Source organism: Streptomyces alanosinicus, from assembly GCF_014650595.1.
Taxonomy (GTDB): Bacteria; Actinomycetota; Actinomycetes; order Streptomycetales; family Streptomycetaceae; genus Streptomyces; species Streptomyces alanosinicus.
In genome coordinates, this window is sequence record NZ_BMVG01000019.1 from 63,236 (window position 1) to 82,682 (window position 19,447).

9 protein-coding genes and 1 pseudogene are annotated in these 19,447 nt (G+C 74.6%); 2 read left to right on the forward strand and 8 right to left on the reverse strand.

The window, feature by feature from the left end:
* From IE277_RS30030 to IE277_RS30045, 4 genes are all read right to left on the reverse strand, one after another.
* Positions 1 to 321, reverse strand: coding sequence for an acyl carrier protein (locus IE277_RS30030; protein WP_189956847.1), 321 nt, complete (start codon positions 319 to 321; stop codon positions 1 to 3).
* Positions 318 to 5,042 carry a type I polyketide synthase gene (locus IE277_RS30035; protein WP_189956848.1) on the reverse strand — a complete coding sequence of 1,575 codons (4,725 nt, stop codon included), beginning with the start codon at positions 5,040 to 5,042 and terminating at the stop codon, positions 318 to 320. Before IE277_RS30035 ends, IE277_RS30030 begins: the two co-directional genes overlap by 4 nt.
* A 1-nt stretch (position 5,043) precedes the next feature.
* Positions 5,044 to 12,153: a type I polyketide synthase gene (locus IE277_RS30040; RefSeq protein ID WP_189956849.1), complete on the reverse strand. Its 7,110-nt coding sequence runs from the start codon at positions 12,151 to 12,153 to the stop codon at positions 5,044 to 5,046.
* 386 nt (positions 12,154 to 12,539) lie between these two features.
* Complete coding sequence (locus tag IE277_RS30045; RefSeq protein WP_189956850.1) at positions 12,540 to 14,507, reverse strand: RICIN domain-containing protein; 1,968 nt, start codon at positions 14,505 to 14,507, stop codon at positions 12,540 to 12,542.
* Positions 14,508 to 14,745: 238 nt separating this feature from the next.
* Between IE277_RS30045 and IE277_RS30050 the strand changes: the two are divergent.
* Positions 14,746 to 15,288 (forward strand): annotated as a pseudogene (locus IE277_RS30050) (sugar phosphate nucleotidyltransferase); the annotation flags it as partial.
* 144 nt (positions 15,289 to 15,432) lie between these two features.
* Here IE277_RS30050 and IE277_RS30055 read toward each other — a convergent pair.
* Complete coding sequence (locus tag IE277_RS30055; protein WP_189956851.1) at positions 15,433 to 15,885, reverse strand: DUF4442 domain-containing protein; 453 nt, start codon at positions 15,883 to 15,885, stop codon at positions 15,433 to 15,435.
* A 126-nt stretch (positions 15,886 to 16,011) separates the two neighbouring features.
* Here IE277_RS30055 and IE277_RS30060 point away from each other — a divergent pair, with 126 nt between their 5' ends.
* On the forward strand, positions 16,012 to 17,049 hold the full coding sequence (locus tag IE277_RS30060; RefSeq protein ID WP_189956852.1) for a DUF8017 domain-containing protein: 1,038 nt from the start codon (positions 16,012 to 16,014) through the stop codon (positions 17,047 to 17,049).
* Positions 17,050 to 17,117: 68 nt separating this feature from the next.
* Here IE277_RS30060 and IE277_RS30065 read toward each other — a convergent pair whose 3' ends face one another.
* The 3 genes from IE277_RS30065 to IE277_RS30075 form a co-directional block, all read right to left on the reverse strand.
* Complete coding sequence (locus tag IE277_RS30065) at positions 17,118 to 17,963, reverse strand: spermidine synthase (protein ID WP_189956853.1); 846 nt, start codon at positions 17,961 to 17,963, stop codon at positions 17,118 to 17,120.
* 30 nt (positions 17,964 to 17,993) lie between these two features.
* Entirely contained in the window at positions 17,994 to 19,166 is a 1,173-nt protein-coding gene (gene tuf, locus IE277_RS30070) for an elongation factor Tu (protein WP_189956854.1), read from the reverse strand.
* 97 nt (positions 19,167 to 19,263) lie between these two features.
* Positions 19,264 to 19,413: a hypothetical protein gene (locus IE277_RS30075; RefSeq protein ID WP_189956925.1), complete on the reverse strand. Its 150-nt coding sequence runs from the start codon at positions 19,411 to 19,413 to the stop codon at positions 19,264 to 19,266.
* Positions 19,414 to 19,447: the final 34 nt, after the last annotated feature.

Sequence of the window (19,447 nt, forward strand, 5' to 3'; positions counted from 1 at the left end):
TCAGCCCGCCTGCGTGGTCTTCAGGCTCCACACCACGTGCTCCACGAGCCGGCCGACCGTCAGCTCGATGATCTCGTCGAACTCCATGCCGGCGAGGAACTCGGCGAGGTTGACCCGCTGCCCGTACCGCTCCTCCAGCAGTCCGGCCAGGGTGACGAGGTCGATGCTCTCCAGCTCCAGGTCACGGTTGAAGGTGGTGGACATGCCGATCAGCACGTCGTCGTCGCCGTACTCCGCCAGCACCGTGCGGAGCATGCCGGTGACATCGGCGAGCACGGTGTCGGCGGTGGGCTGCGCCGGGGCCGGCTGGGTGGGGTTCATCGGGGGTACTCCTCGGCTGCTTCGTGGGGGTGTCCGTCGTCGGCTCCGGGCCCGGTCGTCCAGGCCGCGACATAGGCGCGCCGCGGCAGGGCGGGCGGGTTCGGCACCGACGCGCAGTGCACGGTGTAGAGGCGTTCCAGGCGGCCGGAGACCAGCAGCCGGCTGCCGTCCGGGGTGGTCTCCCGCACCGCGAAGTCCCGTGGCCGGCCGCCGAGTCCGACTCCCTCGGCCTTGGCGACGGCCTCCTTGGCGGCCCAGAACCGGGTGAACCACACGGCCCGGGCATCGGCGTCGTCCGTCGCCCGGGAGTGCAGCAGACGCAGTTCGGCCGGGCCGAGCGCGGTGGCGAGGGTGGCCGGATCGCGCTCGGTGACCTCTTCGATGTCGATGCCGGGGCCGGGATGCGGGCTGTGCGGCCGGACGATCGCCACGCCCGCCTCGGCGCGGTGGGCGAGCGAGACATCCAGCGGGGGCAGGGCGCGGCCGTGTACGCCGGTGACGAAGGGGCGGCCCAACTCGTCGTTGTGGACGCGGAGTTCGGCGGGAAAGACGGGGCCCTCGCCGTGCTGCCACAGCCACTGCCGTACGGCGTCCTTGACGGCGATCCGGCCGAGCAGCCACTGCCGGCGGCCGCGCGGCGGGCGGGCGGCGTACGCGGCCCGCTCGGCGCCGCCGAGGGAGTTGCGCATGATCAGTTCGCGCGAGGCGAGGTCCGGCCAGCGCTCGTGCACCAGGGCCCAGCCGCCGGGCATGGCCTCGGAGAGGGTGTGGCGTTCGGGGAAGCGTTCCACGGGCCGGGTGGTCGGGTCGTTGTCGAAGCGGCGGTCCTGCCAGCCGTCGATCACGGCCCACACCCGCCCGCCGACGGTGAGCTCGGCGTCGGCCTCCAGGACGGTGTCCGTGAGGGAGGTGATCCGCAGGACGCAGTGCACCTCGGTGCCGGGGGCCGGGTGCGGCCCGTGGAAACGCAGGCGCCGCATCCGCACGGGGAAGACGACCGTCCGTTGGCTGCGGGTCGCCATGATCCAGTAGCCGAGGAGCTGACCCACGTTGTCGAGCAGGGCGCCCGGTGCGGCGGGCGCGGTGATCACCCCGCGGATGTGCCGCTCGCCGAGGGCGGTGAGGTCGGTCAGGCCCTGGAACCCGGGGCCGTGGAACATCCAGCGTTCCCGGTAGATCTGGGCGGCGGTGTGCTCGGGGCGGCGCTCGGCGGCGTCGGGGAGCGGGGCCGGCGGGGGCGGTCCGGGGTGCTGCGGGGCGAGTTCGACCGTGGCGCGGGCCGTGGGGCCGAAGGCGACGGAGACGCGGCCGGGGCTGCTGGGGTCCGGTGTGACGGTGACCGGTACGTCGACGGGGGGTGTGGCGGTGAGCCAGCGGTCGAAGCGGGCCTCGTGCACGGCGACCGCCCGCAGTCCGGGCGCCGCCGCCTCCGCCGCGTCCATCAGGTGCCGGACGATGGTGGTCGCGGGAACCACCGGCCAGCGGTCCTCGACGTCCGGCCAGCCGGCGCGCTGTGGGAAGAAGCAGTGGTCCAGGAGGTGCGGCATGGTCTGCGGGGAGACGTGGAGGGTGGTGGTCGCCGGGGTGGGGGCGGCCGGTACGGGGGTGGCCGGTACCTGTGTGGCCGGTGCGGGGAGGGGGGACGCGGTGGGGGCGGTGCCCGCCGGGGTACGGCCGGCGGTGATCAACTGGGCCGCCGTGCCCGCGGTGTCCCGCAGCAGGGCGGTCAGTTCGGCGGCGACCGGGAAGCGTGCGGCGAGGCCGTCCAGTTCACCGAGGCCGGGAGCGGCCGGTCCACCTGGAGCGGCCGCTCCACCGGCACCGGCACCAGCACCGGGACGGTCGGGGCGGGGCGGGGCCGCCGCGGGCGCGTGCGGGCGCAGTTCGGCGCGGAGGGTGGTGAGGGTCGGCGTGTCCAGGGAGACGAGGGCGCTGCCGAGGTCGAGGCGGACGGGCGGGCGGCGCCGTCGGGAGGGCGCGGGCGGCGCGGTACGGGCGGGCAGTGCGGGCACCGTCGACGCCCCGGCCGTCCACAACGCCGTTGCCACGCGGCGCAGTTGGGCCATGCCGTCGCGCTCGGGCGCGTTGGCGGCGACGGCCAGGTGATCGCGGTCACCGAGGGTGTCGCCGATCAGAGAGGTGAGCCGGCCGGGGCCGGCCTGCACGAAGACGCGGTGCCCGGCGCCGTAGAGCGCCTCGGTCAGCTCGCGGAAGCGGACGGGCTCCAGCAGGTGCCGCACGAACAGCGCGCGTACCGCGTCCTCCGCCTCCGGGAAGGGCGCCGCGGTCGTACCCGACCACACCGGCACGGTCGGCGGATGCAGCCGGAAGCGTCCGGCGGCCTCCTCGATGGGCGCGAGGTACGGCTCCAGCATCGGCGTGTGGAAGCCGGACCGGAAGGGCAGCACCTGGCAGATCACGCCCTGGGCGCGCAAGGACCGTACGAACTCCCCGACCGCCGGGCCGGGTCCGCAGACCATGGACTGGCGGGGCGCGTTGTCATGGGAGAGCACGATCCCGGAGTCCGCCCAGGACTCGGCGAGCGCGGCGCGGACCTGCGCGGCGGAGGTGCCGAGGGCGGCGAAGGCCAGACCGGGGACGGTGACCGCGTCCGGGTCGAACTCGGCCATGAACGCGTCGACCTGGTCCGGTGCGTACAGTCCGGCCGCCGCCATGGCCGTCCATTCGCCGACGCTGTGCCCGGCGACCGCGTCCGGTACGACGCCCATGCCGCGCAGCGCCCCCTCCAGCAGGCGGCCCACGCCGACGACGCCGAAGCCGTGCCGTGCGACGTCGCCGACCCGGACGTCCGTGGCGGGCGGCGGGGTGAGGCCGAAGTGGGCGGCGATGTCGTCCGTGCGGGGTGTGAAGTCGCCTTCCAGGCCGGGGAAGACGAACGCCAGCCTGTCGCCGGCCCGGCCGAGCAGCGGGCCCGGCCGGAACCACACATCGCCGCGGCCCTGCCAGGCGCGGCCCTTGGCGACCGCACGGCGGGCCAGGGCGAGCCGCTTGGCGGTCGGGGCGACGATCCCGAGCCGGACGGGACCGGCACCGGGATCCGGCCGGGCCGGGTCGAGCCCGGCGGCGAGCACGGCCGCGTCGTCGGAGCCGAGCAGCGCGGCGAGGTCCGCCACACTGCCGGCGGCGAGCAACAGGATCGGCTCGACCTCCCTGACCTGCGCGGAAGCGTCAGCGGAAGCAGAGCCGGGAACAGGAACGGAAGCGGAAACGGAAGCGGCGGGGGCTGAAGCGGCGCCGGGGACGGGCGCGGAGCGCGCACGGGCCCTCGCACGGGTGCCCGGCGCCTCCTCCAGCACCACATGCGCGTTGATCCCGCCGAAGCCGAAGGCGTTCACGGCGGCGCGGCGGACCGGCTGCCGGGCGTCGGTCTCCCAGGGCCCGGACCGCTCCACGGTGCGAAAGCGGGTGGCGGCCAGGGCGGGATGGGGTTCCTCGCAGTGGAGGGTGGGCAGGAGGGTGCCGTGGTGCAGGGCGAGAGCGGCCTTGACGAGGCCCGCGACCCCGGCGGCCGGCATGGTGTGGCCGATCATCGACTTCACCGAGCCGAGGACCGGGCGGAAGCCGTCGGCGCCGCGCACGGCCGGTCCGAACACCTCGGCCAGGGTGGCGAGTTCGGCCGCGTCACCGGCGGGGGTGGCGGTGCCGTGCGCCTCCAGCAGGCCGAGGGAGTCCGGTGCGGCGGGGTCGAGCCCGGCGGCCTGCCAGGCCTGCCGTACGGCGCGGGCCTGTCCGCCGGGGTCGGGGCTGGCCAGGCTCGCGGTGCGGCCGTCGCTTGCCACGCCGGTGCCCCGGATCACCGCGTACACGCGGTCACCGGCGCGTTCGGCGTCCGCGAGGCGCTTGAGTACGACGACGCCGGTGCCCTCGCCGATGAGGATGCCGTCGGCGCCGCGGTGGAAGGGGCGGATGCGCTGGCTCGGGGACAGGGCGCGGAGTTGGGCGAAGACGCTCCAGAGGGTGATGTCGTGGCAGTGGTGCACTCCCCCGGCCAGCATCAGGTCGCAGCGGCCGGTGGTGAGTTCGGTGACCGCCTGGTCGACGGCGACCAGGGAGGAGGCACAGGCCGCGTCGACGGTGTAGGCGGGGCCGCGCAGGTCGAGCCGGTTGGCGATGCGGGAAGCGGCGAGGTTCGGGACCAGGCCGATCGCGGACTCCGGGCTGTCCGGGCCGAGCCGCTCGGTGAACGCCGCGCGGATACGGTCGAGTTGGCCGGCGGAGAGGTCCGGCAGCAGCTCGCCCAGGGTGCGGGTCAGCTGTCCGGCCGTACGGACCCGCTGGTCCAGACGGACCAGGCCCGGGGTGAGATAGCCGCCGCGCCCGAGCGCGACGCCGATCCGGTGGCGTTCGGGCAGCCGTTCCGCACCGCCCGCGTCGGCGAGCGCGGCGGCGGCCACGTCGAGGGCGATGAGCTGATCGGGTTCGGTGCCGGGTACCGAGGCGGGCATGATGCCGTACCGGGTGACATCCACCTCGGCCGGCCCGTCCACGAAGCCGCCGCGTCGGCAGTACACCTGGTCGGGGGCGGCGGGACCGGCGGCCGTACCGGGCCGGTAGTAGTCGGCGTCCCAGCGGTCCGCGGGGACGTCGCGGACCGCGTCGACGCCGTCGCGCAGGTTGCGCCAGTAGGCGTCGAGGCCGGGGGCGCCGGGCAGCAGCACCGCCATCCCGACAATGGCGACGGGGGTATGACGCTCCGTCATGTCACCAGCCCGACGCGGTGTAGACGACGGCTCGGGCCGACGGCTCGCCCCAGGCGAGTTCCCGGAGCAGGGCCGCGGTGCCCTCGTCCGGGTCGATCAGCTCGATGCCGCGCCGGGCGTATGCGCGGCCGAGTTCCGCGCCGACCATGCCGCTGTGCGTGCCGGACGGCGCCCAGGGTCCCCAGTGGACGGTCAGCGCGCGGCCGCCGGTGCGGGCGGCCCAGTCGGCGCCGAGCGCTTCGAGGGCGTCGTTGGCGGCGGCGTAGTCGGCCTGGCCGCGGTTGCCGAGGACAGCGGCGATGCTGCCGAACAGCACGGTGAACGCGGGCGTGCCGGGCAGGTCGTCCAGGGCGGCGAACAGCGCGGCCGCCCCGGCCGTCTTCGTACCGTAGACCCGCTGGAAGGACTCGGGGGTCTTGTCGGCGATCAGCCGGTCCTCGATCACGCCGGCGGCGAAGACGACTCCGTCGAGGCGGCCGTGTTCGGCGTGGATCTCCTTGACCGTCTGCAGGACGGCGTGCCGGTCCCGGAAGTCCACCGGGCGGTAGCGGGCCTCGCTGCCGAGTGCGCCGAGCTCCGCGAGGGTCGTGGCGATCTCCCGCTGGGCGAGGATCAGTTCGGCGGCCCGGTTGATCTCGGCGGGCTTCGGTGCGCCGGGCCCGGCCGCGAGGGCCGCGCGCAGCTCCTCGGGGGTGCGGGCGGCGGCGGTGCGCGGGTCCTCGGCGGCGGTGGGCGCGGGGGTGCGGCCCAGCAGCTCGACCCGGCAGCGGCAGGCGCCGGCCAGCGTGGCCGCGAATTTCGCGGTGATGCCCCGGGCACCGCCGACCAGCAGGACGACGGAGTCCCGGTCGAGGCCGAGCGCGGCCGCTTCGGCGGCGCCGGGTCCCGCCGGTCCGGCGCCGGTGGCGGCGAGCGGGCCGAGCGGTGCGGGCACCAGCTCCAGTCCCTGCCGGGCGCCGGCCGCGGTACGCAGGACGACGGATTCCGGGCCGGGCGCGCGCAGCTCGGTGAGTACGGCGTCGGCGACGGCCACCGGGGCGGTGTCGGCCGCGGCGACGACCCGTGCCGTCAGGTCCGGGTACTCGCGGCCGACGCTACGGAACAGGCCGTCCAGACCGGCGGCGCGCAACGCGCCCGCGGGACCGGCGGCCCGGACGGCGAGCAGCCGGCGCGGGTCGCGGGCGAGTGCCGCCCGGAGCACCGGGAAGGCGTCGGGCAGCACCGGGAGGTCGGGGCCGGGCAGCGCGCCGAGGTAGACGACGCCGTCGACGGGGCCGTCGGCATCGGCGAGGAGGTGCGCCCGGTCGAGGGTCACGGTGCCGGCGCCGTGTGCCGCGAGCCGCGCCGCGACCTCGGCCGCCGTGCCGTCCCCGCCCCCCAGGAGGGCGAACCGCCGTCCGGCCAGCGCGGGGTCCGGGCCAGGGGCCGGTTCAGGCTCCGGCTCCGGCAGGGGCACAGGCTGGAGCACGCACCGCCTGGGAGCGACACCCAGTGCGGGCAGGTCCGCCGGCGCGGGCCGCGGCTCGGCTCCCCCGTCCCGGTCGTCGGTGAACGTCACCTCGGCCGACCGGCCGGCTTGTCCGCCCCCCTCACCGGATCCGCCGCTCTCGCCGGTTCCGACGCTCTCGCCTGGTCCGTCCCCCACACCTGGTCCACCTTCCGCACCGGGTCCGCCGCTCTCGCCGGGTCCGTCCCCCTCACCTGGTCCGTCTCCCGCACCGGTGTGCGTGCCGATCCGAGCCGTCAGCCAACCCGTGACGGCCGCCGCCGTACGCGCCTTGGCCAGTTCCTCCAGTTCGGCGTCGTCCAGGACCTGGGCGCCGTCCCCGATGCCGAGGCGTCTGGCGAGTTCGCCCGCGATCTCGGCGCGCTTGATCGAGTCGATGCTGAGGTCCGCCTCCAGATCGAGATCGGGCTCGATCATGTCGACGGGGTAGCCGGTGCGCTCGCTGATGATCTCCAGGACGACCCGGGCCACGTCAGCCACCGGCTCCGCACGGTCCGGCTCGGCCAACTCCTCGGTGACCGGCTGGAGTTCGAGGATCGGCACCGCAGCCGCCGATATCGGCGCGGGTGCGACCGGGGCCGGTGGCGTGGCGCCGGCACCGGCGCCGAAATAGGTGAGGAGGACATCGCGCTGGGCGGCGATCATCTCCCGGCTGGTGCGCAGGAATTCGGAGATGAGCGCGTCCCGGTCGGCCGGGGCGCCGTGCGGCTGGTCGGTGGTCACGGTCGTCTCCACGACTCGTCGGGCCGGTGCGAGGGCACCGGGCAGGAGTGCTCCGTCGGCGGTGCGGACGAGCTGGCCGTCGACCGTCCAGCCGGGCCGGGCGGGCGCCGGGGTGCGCAGGGCGTCGACGGCGTCGCGGCCGCGCAGCAGCCAGGCGGTGCGCACCGGCTGTCCGGCGACGGCGAGCCGGGCGAGGGCGTCGAGCCAGCCACGCAGCCCGCTGTCGGCGGCCGGTTCGCAGGCGACCGTGCGGTGCGGGCGGTCGCCGAGGATCCGTCCGACCAGCCGGGTGAGGACCGTGCCGGGGCCCGCCTCGACGAAGACGCGGGCGCCGGCCTCGTACATCGCCTCGATCTGGGCGGCGAAGGCGACCGGGGCGCCGATCTGGGCGGCGAGTTCGGAGCGCACCGCGTCGGGGCCGGGCGGATAGGGCGCGGCGGTGCGGTTGGCCCAGACGGGGAACTCGGGCGTGCGTACCGTCCGGTCCGCGAGCACCTTGGCGAACCGCTCGCCCGCCGCGGCGACGACCGGGCTGTGGAAGGCGCAGGCCACGGGGATGCGCCGGGCCCCGAGGCCCGCGTCCCGCAGCAGCCGCACGGCCGTGTCGACATCCGCCGTGGGTCCGGAGATCACGGTCTGGTCGGGCGCGTTGAGGTTGGCGACGACGACCGAGCCGGGCGCTCCGGCCGAGCGCAGGGTGTGTACGACGGTCTCGGCTCCGGCGCCGACGGCGGCCATGGTGCCGGGGTCGTCGCCCGCCGCCGTCAGGATCGCGCCGGCCCGCTCGGTGCTCAGCTCCAGCAGGGTCTCGGGGTCGAGGGCGCCGGCCGCGGCGAGGGCGACCAGTTCGCCGTAGCTGTGCCCGGCGGCATGGTCGGGGTGGACCCCGGCCGAGGTGAGGAAGGCGTGGGCGGCGAGGCCCGTGATGCCGAGGGCGGGCTGGGCGACCCTGGTGTCGGTGAGGGCCGCGCGGCGGCGCTCACGGGCGGTGTCGTCGAAGGCGGCCGGCGGATGGACGGTGTCGGCGTGTGCTCGGCCGAGGTCCAGGTAGTGCCGCAGCTCGGGGAGGTGGACCAGGAGGTCGGCGAGCATGCCGGGGCGCTGGCTGCCCTGCCCGGGGAAGAGGAAGGCGGTCTGGCCCTCGGCAGAGGCCTCGGCAGAGGCCTCGGCAGAACCCCCGTCAGGGTCCGCGGCATGGATCCCCGCGGCCGGATCGTGCTCGCCGGCGAGGAGCCGCCGTAGCTGCCCGGCGAGTTCCCCGGTGTCGCGGGAGACGACCGCGGCCCGTACCGGTTCGTGCGAGGTGTCGGCGCGGCGGGCCGCGGCCAGGGCGAGGTCGCGCAGGCGCCAGGGGCGGCCGTCGGCCTCGGCGGCCCGGAGGATCTCCGCGGCCTGCCGGTGGGCGGCCGCCGTGTCCCGCCCGCGGAAGAGGAACAGCTCGGCGGGCCAGTCGTCCAGGGCCTGGCGGGGCGCCACGGCGTCGGCGTGCGCGGCCAGCACCGCATGGAAGTTGGTGCCGCCGAAGCCGAACGCGCTGACTCCGGCGAGGCGTTCGGCGGCCGGTGCGGTCCACGGCCGGGCGCGGGTGTGGAAGGCGAACGGGCCGGCGCCCTCCGTCCAGGCCGGGTTGGGCCGCTCCAGATGCAGGGTGGGCGGGGTGATCCCGGTGTACAGCGCGAGGGCGGTCTTGATCAGTCCGGCGAGTCCGGCGGCGCACTTGGTGTGCCCGATCTGCGACTTGACCGAGCCGAGCGCACAGCCGCCCGTGTCGGCCCCGGCCTCGTCGAACACCTCGGTGAGCACGGCGAGTTCGGTGCGGTCGCCGACGACGGTGCCGGTGCCGTGCGCCTCGACGAGGCCGACGTCGGCGGGCGAGACACCGGCGTTGCGGTACGCCCGCTCCAGGGCCGCCCGCTGGCCTTCGGGGCGGGGTGCGGTCAGGCCGAGGGAGCGGCCGTCGCTCGCGGAGCCGAGGCCCTTGACCACGCCGTAGATCCGGTCGCCGTCGCGTTCGGCGTCCGCGAGCCGCTTGAGGACCACGCAGGCGACGCCCTCGCCGAGGGCGATGCCGTCGGCCGAGGCGTCGAAGGCGCGGGAGCGTCCGGTCGGGGAGAGCGCGTGGACGGAGGAGAACAGGACGAAGTCGTTGATGCCGTTGTGCAGGTCGGCGCCGCCGCACAGCACGGTGTCGCTGGCGTGGGAGACGAGTTCCTTGCAGGCCACGTCGAGGGCGGCGAGGGAGGAGGCGCAGGCGGCGTCCACGGTGAAGTTGGCGCCGCCGAGGTCGAGCCGGTTGGCGATGCGGCCGGAGATGACATTGGCGAGCATGCCGGGGAAGGAGTCCTCGGTCAGCCGGGGCAGCTGCTCCTCGATGCCGGCGGGGACCTCGCCGTAGTACGAGGGGAGGACGGCGCGCAGGGTGGCGGCGTTGGACAGGTCGCTGCCCGCCTCGGCGCCGAAGACGACGGCGGTCCGCGCCCGGTCGAACTCCCGCCCCTGCTCGCCGTACCCGGCGTCCTCCAGCGCCCGGCGGGCCGCTTCCAGGGAGAGCAGCTGGACGGGCTCGATGCTGCCAAGGGAGGCGGGCGGGATGCCGTAGCGCAGCGGGTCGAAGGGGATCCGGGGCAGAAAACCGCCCCATTTGGACGCCGTGCGGCCGGCGGTGTGGTGCACGGCCGGATCCCAGCGCTCCGGCGGCACCTCGGTGACGGCGTCGCGGCCGGTGACGACGGTGGACCAGAAGGCGGCGAGGTCCGGTGCCTGGGGGAACATGCAGGCCATACCGACGATCGCGATGTCGAGCGGCGCGGGCGCAGCCGGCTCGGCGACGGAGGACGGACCGGGCCGGGCGGCCCGCCGGGTCAGGAAGTCGGCGGCGCCGTCGGTCACCGCGTGGTGCAGCTCCGCGAGGGTGGTGGTGGCCGAGCGCAGCACGGCGACCTCGCCGGCCATGAACATCCCGTCCGTGAGCTGCCGTTCCTCGTCGACGGCCGTCAACGCGCCGTCCGCGGCGCGCTCGACGCCCTTGCTGGCGATGCGCAGCCGGCCCACGTTGAGCCGCTCCAGGCGCTCCCAGATGTCGCGGTCCGGCAGGTCCTGCGCCCGCAGCGCGGCCTCCCGGGCACGGTAGTCGGCGGTGAAGGGGCTAGGGACGCAGCGGGTGACGTGGCCGGGGGCGGTCTCCAGCAGGGCGGTCGTGGTGGCGGCGAGGACCTGCCGCTGGAACAGCGGCCGCACGGCGCCGTGGGCGACCGCCTCCTCGGTGAACAGGTAGGCGGTGCCCATGAGGACGCCGACGGCGGCTTCCCGGTCGGTGAGCGGCGCGGCCAGGGCCGCGACCATCGCCGCCGACCGCTCGTCGTGCACACCGCCCGCGAAGAACACCTCCAGCCGCCGGGCCTGCGCGTCGTCGGCCTCGGCCAGGAAGTCCTCCAGTACGGCGAGTTGGGCCTCCCACAGCGGGAAGGACGCCCGCGGTCCGACATGGCCGCCGCACTCGGCACCCTCGAACACGAACCGGCGCACGCCCGCGTCCAGGAACTGCCGCAGCAGACCCGGCGAGGGCACGTGCAGGAAGGTGCGGATCCCGGCCCGCTCCAGCGTCTCGGCCTGGGCGGGCCGTCCGCCGGCGACGATCGCGTGCGTGGGCCGCAGCTCCCGTACGGCGTCCAGCTGGGCGTTCCTGATCTGCTCGGGTGCGAAGCCGAGCACCCCGACGCCCCAGGGCCGTCCGTCCAGCACGGCCCGCGCCTCGGTGAGCAGCGACCGGGTCCGCTCGCCGTCGGCGAGGGCCAGCGCGAGGAACGGCAGCGCCCCGTCCCCGGCGACGGCGGCGGCGAATCCTGCCTGGTCACTGACCCGGGTCATCGGCCCCTGCGCGACCGGGAGCCGGGTACCCAGTGCCCGGCTCATGACCGACCCGGCCCGCAGCGCGCCGGCCGGCCCGGCGGTGGTGCGGGGGGTGGTCGGCGGCGGCGCCGGGCTTGTGGCAGCCGGCTCGTGCGTCTCCACCCGCCCCGGCTGCCCGTCGGCCACGCCGTGGATCGCCGTCGTCACCGCCCGCACCACCCGCCGTATGTCTCCGTACCGTTCGGCGAAGCGGGAGGCGAGGAAGCTGTCCTGGCCCACCGGGAGGAGTTGTGTCCGTGGATCGCGGGTGCCCAGGAGGGACGCGACGGCGTCGGGGTCGTCGGCCGGCGGTCGCGGGGCGTCCGGTCCGCGGCGCCGCAGGACCCGGTGGCCGCCCAGCATCACGGTCTCCGAGCCGTCCAGGGGACGCAGCAGCGCCCGCACCGCCTCCGGCAGCGCCGATTCGGGGAGCAGCGCGAGCTGGGTGTCGAGGACGACCCCGGCGGCCCCGCCGGTCACGGCGGCGGCCGCCGTACGGGGCCCGATGCCACCGCACGCCCAGACCGGGACCGCGCCCGACTCCTCGTCGGACAGCAGCTGTTGCAGCAGGACGAAGGTGCTCAGCTCGCCGACCCGGCCGCCGCTCTCGGCGCCCCGGGCGATCAGCCCCCGGGCACCGGCGCGTACGGCCGCTCGAGCCTGTCCGAGGTCGGTGACCTCGGCCAACACCCGACAGAATGCGGCGAGTTCGGTGAATTTCCAGGATGCGTCCGGGGTGAGGACCACGGTGTCGGGGGTGTCCCCGACGTCGGCCGGGGTCAGGGCGCAGCGCCCCGTCACCCGTATCCCGAAGGGGCCCGTCGCGGCGCGTCTCAGCCGCGACAACTCCTCTCGTGATCTCCGGTCGCCGCTACCGAGGTCGAGGATGCCGAGCGCCCCGGCGGCGCCGGCGGCGGCGGTGAGACCTGCGTCGGGTTCTCCGCAGGGGGTGAGGCACAGGACGAGGTCATGGGCGCGCACAGGCGAGGTCATGATGCTCCGGCACGATCGGCGAGACAGCACGGTGGGGGTGTGTGCGGCGGAACGATCTGGTGCGAGGGCACCGGAACCTAGCCGTGACCTACTCACGGGTCAATAACGACGCGGCCTTTTCACGGCCGGCGACAGCGATTCGGCCAGGTGGTCGAATTCCGCGCAAGAACCGGGAAAAGCCGTCATTCAGCTCGCGAGTGCGAGCGCGGGACCCTTCGGGTCCACGCGCCACACCACCACAACCCCGTCAAAGCGGCCGACCGCTTCACCGTGCAATTACCCGGCCGCAACGCGCCGGGACATTCCCGCGACGTCTGTAAATTCCGCATGACTTCGGCGCTGTGGCTCGAACGCGATCAGGCGTGCCGGAGCCGGCTCGCAGCACGTCAGCGCGGCAGTGTCCGCACCGCCGTCGCCAGCAGGGCGGCGACCGGGCCGGCGATCGGCAACCGGACGCCGTGCGCCACGCGCACCGCCGCGCCGGCCAGGACGGGCGGGACGGGCGGGACGGGCGGGACGGAATCACCGCGGCGCCGATGGCGCTCGGCGCGGACCTGAGCGATCCGGGTCCGGTCGGCCGGGCCCGACGCACCCGGCTCCCCCGGCCCGCCGCCCGCGCCGTCGTGCCCCTCGCCCGCGGCAGCGCCCTCCGGGTCCCCCGGCCGCCGGTCCCCCGGTGGCCCGCCGCCGTCCGAAGCGTCACCACGACCGCCGTCCGCACCCGGACCGGCCGGAGCCACCGGCGCCCCCGGACCGCCCGGAGCGCCCGCCCCGCCCGGCGCCGCATGGGGCCGCCGTATCCCGTCCCCGTTCCCGTCCGCGTCCGGGTCCAGCGCCCAGCGCTGCTCCGGCGAACCGTCCCGCGGTGCCAGCCCGACGCCGGCGGAGGCGCCGCCGGAACCGGAGCCGGCGGCGAGCGCGAGGCCCGCCCGCCCGCGCGGCAGGATCTCGCCGCGCACGGTGAAGTCGTACGTCACCTCTCCGGGGTGTACGACGCAGCCGGCGAGCACGACGCTCTTCGTACCGGGGTCGGCAGCCAGGCACCGGGCCGGGTCGGCGGCGTTGCGCAGCAGTCCGTCGTCCCGGTACGACCACTGCTGCGTGGCCGCGGACGAGCACGGTACGAGCCCCACGCCCGCGGCCGGTCCGGCGAGTTCCCCGCGTACGTCCAGGCAGCGGCCGGAGCGCAGATCGCGCAGGCTGCCGTGGGCGACCTCGACGGGGTCGCCGGCCGAGGCGGCGGTGGGGGCGGAGGGGGAGGTGACGGAGCGGGCGTCCGCGGTGCCGTTCGGGCGGGTGCTGCGGCCGGCGGGCGCGCCCCAGGTGGCGCCGGGTGCGGGGACACCGTTGTCATCCGACCAGCTGCGGACGACGAGGACGGTGGCAAGCAGCGCGAGCGAGGTCAGTGCCACGCCGAGGGCCAGGGCGGTGCGGTGGCGGCCGCCGGGCGCGGTGCGATGCCGGCCGCCGGGCGCCGCTGCCACCGGGTCGGGCACGGGCGCGGGCGGTATCTCCTCGGCGGCGCCGCGCCCGGGACGCGAGTCGAGGTAGCGGCGGGCTCCCCAGCCGAGCACGGTCTCGGCGAGCAGCTGGCCGAGACCGTCGTCGAACAGCGCGAAGGTCTCGGCGGCGCTGCGGCAGTACGCGCAGACTGTCAGATGCTGCCGTACATCCGGCAGCAGGACGCCGCCACGGCGCAGCGGGACGTCCAGGAGCCGGTTGTAGAAACGGCATTCCCTGGTGGGCGCGAGTTCTCGGTGGGCGCGTACGCAACCCGCGCGGAATTGCTCGCACGCCCGTTCCAGGGCGGCCGCCGCGGTGGCCGGGGCGATACCCAGCAGACCAGCGGGTATGTGAATGGGTTCGGCTTCGACCTCGGTGTGCCACAGAAGGCATTGCGAGCCGCCGGGAAGGGCCCGGAAAGCACGTTCGGCGAGTTGTCGTCTTTCCGGCGTTCCGGGCTTTGTCGCCCGCAGTCCGCGACCACCGGTGGGCCGGCGCAATTCCGGCAGGGTCGCACAGGCGATGCCGTCCGCCGCCCAGGCGCGGACGCTGTCGCGGACGGCGGTCAGGAGCTGGGGACGCAGGGCGCCGCCGATCGCTCCGCCCGCCAGCCGGCCGAGGACCTCGTGGAAGGCTGCGGTGGCGACGAGTTGGGCGGTGGGACCGGCGGAGGCCAGGCAGACGATCGCGTAGTCGCGGGCGGCCCGCCAGTGGCGGGCCAGCAGCAGGGCGACGGCGTGATGGTGGATGTGGTGCGGGCCGCCGAGTCCGGCGACGAGATCACGGTCGGACTCCCCGGGCGATCCGGGCAGGGGCGGGTACGGCGGGCGTGGGGGGTGTGGGGACTGCACGGAACCATTTCCTTTCCAGCCGCAGGACCGCACGCGAAATGCCGTCCTGTCGGAAAGCAGTACCGATGTGGCGCATACCTAGATCTGGTACGTACCTAAAGGGCCGGCCTTGGCGCTCAGGCGCCCGCCTTTGCCCTCCCGCGGGGAGGCTCACGATCGCACATGCGCCTCACAGGAAACAAGAAGTTCGATTGACACGACTTCAAAGTCGGCGAATTACCGCACAGTTACCGCCGGTATCACTTCACAGCCGGTTCCCATGCTTGGCGGTCGTACCGGCCGGCACAAGCGCGCCATCGAGGACCACTTCGACAACGCCTTCGAACTGGAGCAGGCGCCGGCCGCCAGGGGCGACACCGTACGCCTGGACGCGGTGCGCGATCCGGCCCGGCCGATGGAGGTCACCCCGGAGCAGGCCCACCTCTACGGCTGCGCGGTGGTGGAACCGACGGACGAGCGGGGCGTCGTACGGGTGAGGGGCCCGGCGGAGAAGCCGGCGCCCGGGACCGCGCCGAGCCGGTACGCGGTCATCGGCCGCTATGTCCTCGACCCGGCCGTGTTCGACGTCCTGGAGCGCACCGCGCCGGGCCGCGGTGGCGAGATCCGGCTGACGGACGCGCTCCAGGACCTCGCGGCGGGCGGCACGGTGCACGGGGTCGTCTTCGACGGTCCGCGCTACGACACCGGCGACAAGGCCGGCTATCTGCGCACGGTGGCCCGCCCGGCCCGTGCGCGCCCGGACCTCGGGCCCGAATTCAGCGACTGGCGCAAGGAGTTCGTGCATGCCTGGAGGACGGCGGGCCCGCCGCCCGGGACGACCGCCGGGCCGCCTGAGACCCCGCACACACGGCCGGGCCGCCTGAGACCCCGCACACGACGAGCGGGGCCCTCGAAAGGGCCCCGCTCCCGCATGCCTTGCCCGCCCTCAGCCGTTGGGACGCAGCGTCCACACGACGGTCATCTCGCTCGTCACGGCGCCGTCCGCGCGCCGGATCTCGACCGCCACGGGGAACTCGGGGCGCTGCCCGGCGTCCAGTTCGGCGACGACCTCGGCGGCCGGGCGGCCCAGCGTGGCGGTCGCGGTGACGGCGCCCATCGCCAGCTTCTTGTAGGCGATCTCGGCGCGGACGGCGAGCGGCACCGCGCGCGCGAGCTGGTCCCCGAAGGCGGCCAGCACGATGGCGCCGCTGGCCGACTCCCCGAGCGTGAACATCGCACCGGCGTGCGGCCCGCCCACGTGGTTGTGGTAGGCGTCCTGGTCCGGCAGGGCCACCACGGCCTTGTCCGCCGTGGTCTCGACGAACTCCAGGTTCAGCGTCCGGGCCATGGGCACGGTGGCGGCGAGCATCTCGCCGATCGACATCTGGTCTGCGCTCATGGCCGTAATGTTACTCGCGGGTAGCAGAATCTGACCAGCCCCAGCGGCCGCCGACCCCGTATCGCTACCACCCTGACAAGGACCGGTGACCCAATCGTGTCCGTGACAGCACTAGGGTTGCTGGCCATGTGGCCAGATCAGCAGCCGCCAGGGGGCGTGCCAAACCCGCAGAACAACCCGCAGCAACCGCCGCAGGACAATCCGTATCAGCAGCCGGGTTACCAGCAGCCGAACCCGTACCAGCAGCCCGGATACCAGCAGTATCCGCAGGCCGGGCCGTACGGTCAGCAGCAGCAGTGGGGGCAGCAGCAGCCACCCACCGTGCCCGTCCCGCAGCCCCCGCAGGGCGGCGGCCGCGCCAAGCTGATCGCGATCGTCGCGGCCGCGGCGGTCGTGGTCGCCGCCGGTGTGACCGGCTATCTCGTCCTCGGCAAGAAGGACGACAAGAACGACCAGGCCGGTGGCAAGGGCGGGCAGCATGCGAGTCAGTCGCCCACCTCGCCGCCCTCGCCCTCCGCATCGGTGACCGACGACCCGCGCGGCACCCAGACGGAGAAGCCGACCATCCCCGGCTGGAAGGTCGTGGTGAACCCCCGGTGGGGCGTCGCCTACGACGTGCCCGCGGACTGGGAGATCCAGTCCCCCGGCCTCGACATCGGCTTCGACCTGCCCAAGAAGAAGAACGGGCAGATGGACAACATCATCCAGTCGGGCACCGCCAAGGACCAGCCGAAGTGGTGCAGCTCCGACGACGACAAGGACGGCCACACCGACGACACCCCGCTGGCGGTCGTGGGCTCCAAGGGCGCGAGCGGTGCCAAGAGCACGGACGAGATCGCGGTCAACACGCCGGCCTGGTGGGTCTACGGCGGCTACACCCAGCCCGACAAGAAGAGCATCTCCTTCGACAAGAAGGGCACCCCCTTCGTCACCGCCTCGGGCATCAAGGGCAGTTACGGATGGGCCCGGTCCTCCCACACGCCCCGCAAGGGCAAGTGCGCGAGCGACGGCAAGGCGCTCACCTTCGGCTTCCAGAACTCGGTCAACGACTATGTGTCGTTCAACTTCTACGGGGCCAAGGGCGTGAAGGACGAGGTGCCCGAGGCGACCATCATGAAGATCCTCAGCTCGGTCCGGCTGCACGGAGACCCGACGAACCAGTGACCCCGCACGGCCCGCGCAGGCCCTCCTGGGCGGGCCGTGACCATTCCTTGCTGACCACCGCGGCCGCGTCAGCCGATGCCGAACGCCCCATCGGGGGGCTCGGGTGACGGCACCGCGTCGGTGTCCTCGACCGGCCGCGCGGAGCCGGTGAACTCCCTTACCGCCGTGCCATGTTCGACCCGTGCCGGAAACGCGTCCGATGCGGCGCGGCGGGCCAGGGCGGCCGTGTCGAGCGGCCGGTGCGAGGCGACGAGCACCGCGTTCCCGAACCGCCGGCCGCGCAGCACCCCCGGCTCGGCGATCAGCACCAGCTCCGCGAAGTACCCGGCGAATGTGGCCAGTTGGGAGCGGAGGAAGCCGAACGGCGCCGCGTCGGCAAGGTTCGCCAGATAGACCCCGCCCGGCCGCAGCACCCGCTCGGTCTCGCGGGCGTAGGCGAGCGTGGTCAGGTGCGCCGGCACCCGCGACCCGCCGAACACGTCGCCGATCAGCACATCGGCCGAGTCGTCCGGGGCCGCCTCCAGCCAGGCTCGGGCATCGGCCGTGTGCAGCGCGATGCCCGAGCCCGCCGGCAGCGGCAGGTGCTCGACGACCAGCTCCAGCAGTGCGGCGTCGGCCTCGACGACGTCCTGCCTGGAGCCGGGCCGGGTGGCCGCCACATAGCGGGGCAGGGTCAGCGCCCCTCCCCCGAGATGCACCACGTCCAGCGCCCGCCCCGCCTCGGCCACGGCGTCCAGCACAAAGCCGAGCCGCCGCGCGTACTCGAACTCCAGATACGCCGGCTCGTCGAGATCGACGTACGACTGCGGCGCCCCGTCGACCGTGAGCAACCAGGCTCGCTCCCGGTCCACATCGGGCATCAGCTTGGCGATGCCGTGGTCGACGGTTCTGGTGACGGGTATCGATGCGTTCACTCATCCATTGTGGGGCGAGCGCGCAACGGTTCAGCCCACGGCGATGACGGTCCCCGCGCCGACGGTCCGCCCGCCCTCGCGGACGGCGAAGCCGAGCCCCGGCTCCAGCGGAACCTCACGCCCCAGCTCGACGGTCATGGTCACCGTCTCCCCGGGCCGCACGACAGCCTCCTCCCCCAGGTCCACGACCCCGACCACATCCGCCGTACGGATGTAGAACTGCGGCCGGTACCCGCTGGACACCGGTGTCGTACGGCCGCCCTCCCGCGCGGAGAGCACATACACCTGCGCGGTGAACCGGCGGCGGGGCGCCACGCTGCCGGGCGCGGCCACGACATGGCCCCGCCTGACCGCGTCCCTCGGGACACCCCGCAGCAGCAGCGCCACATTGTCCCCCGCCTGGGCCTCCTGCATCGGTTTGCCGAAGGTCTCGACTCCGGTGACGACCGTCTCGACCCCCGCGCCGAGCACCTCGACCCGGTCACCGACCCGGACCGTGCCGCGCTCGACGGCCCCGGTGACCACGGTCCCCCGTCCGGTGATGGTCAGCACGTTCTCCACCGGCAGCAGGAACGGCGCGTCCAGATACCGCTCCGGCATCGGCACATATGTGTCCACCGCGTCGAGCAGCGCCTCGACGGCCGCCGTCCAGCGCGGGTCGCCCTCCAGCGCCCGCAGGCCCGAGACCCGTACGACGGGCACGGAGTCTCCGGGGTAGCCCTGGGCGGTGAGCAGGTCGCGGACCTCCAGCTCGACGAGGTCGATCAGTTCGTCGTCGTCCGTGCCGTCCGCCTTGTTGAGCGCGACGACGATGTGGTCGACGCCCACCTGCCGGGCGAGCAGCACATGTTCGGCGGTCTGCGGCATGATCCCGTCGAGCGCGGAGACGACGAGGATCGCCCCGTCGAGCTGGGCGGCGCCGGTGACCATGTTCTTGACGTAGTCGGCGTGGCCCGGCATGTCGACATGGGCGTAGTGCCGGGTGTCGGTCTCGTACTCGACGTGCGCGATGTTGATGGTGATGCCGCGGGCGGCCTCCTCCGGGGCCCGGTCGATGCGGTCGAACGGCACGAACGTGCCGGTCCCGCGCTGGGCGAGGACCTTGGTGATGGCGGCGGTCAGGGTGGTCTTGCCATGGTCGACGTGGCCCATGGTGCCGATGTTCAGGTGCGGCTTGGTGCGCACGTATGCCGTTTTGGACATGGCTGTACCTCGAAGCCTCTCAGCGTTCAGGAGAAGTGGGACCCCGAGGACTGGCCGACCCTCCCCCTGCGGGGTCCGCCGGATTCTCCGGAGAGGGTCAGCTTCGGGCGCCGTCGACAGCGGCCGTGAGGAACGGGACGGCAGCCTTCGGCGCATCCGCGTCGGCGGATGCTGCGAGGAGGAAGGCGTACCGGAACATGACGTCGATCATCGCCGAGCGGATGTCCGGCGTCGAATGATTTTTCACCGTACGTGAGTCGGGGCGCTTCGTACGTGAACCA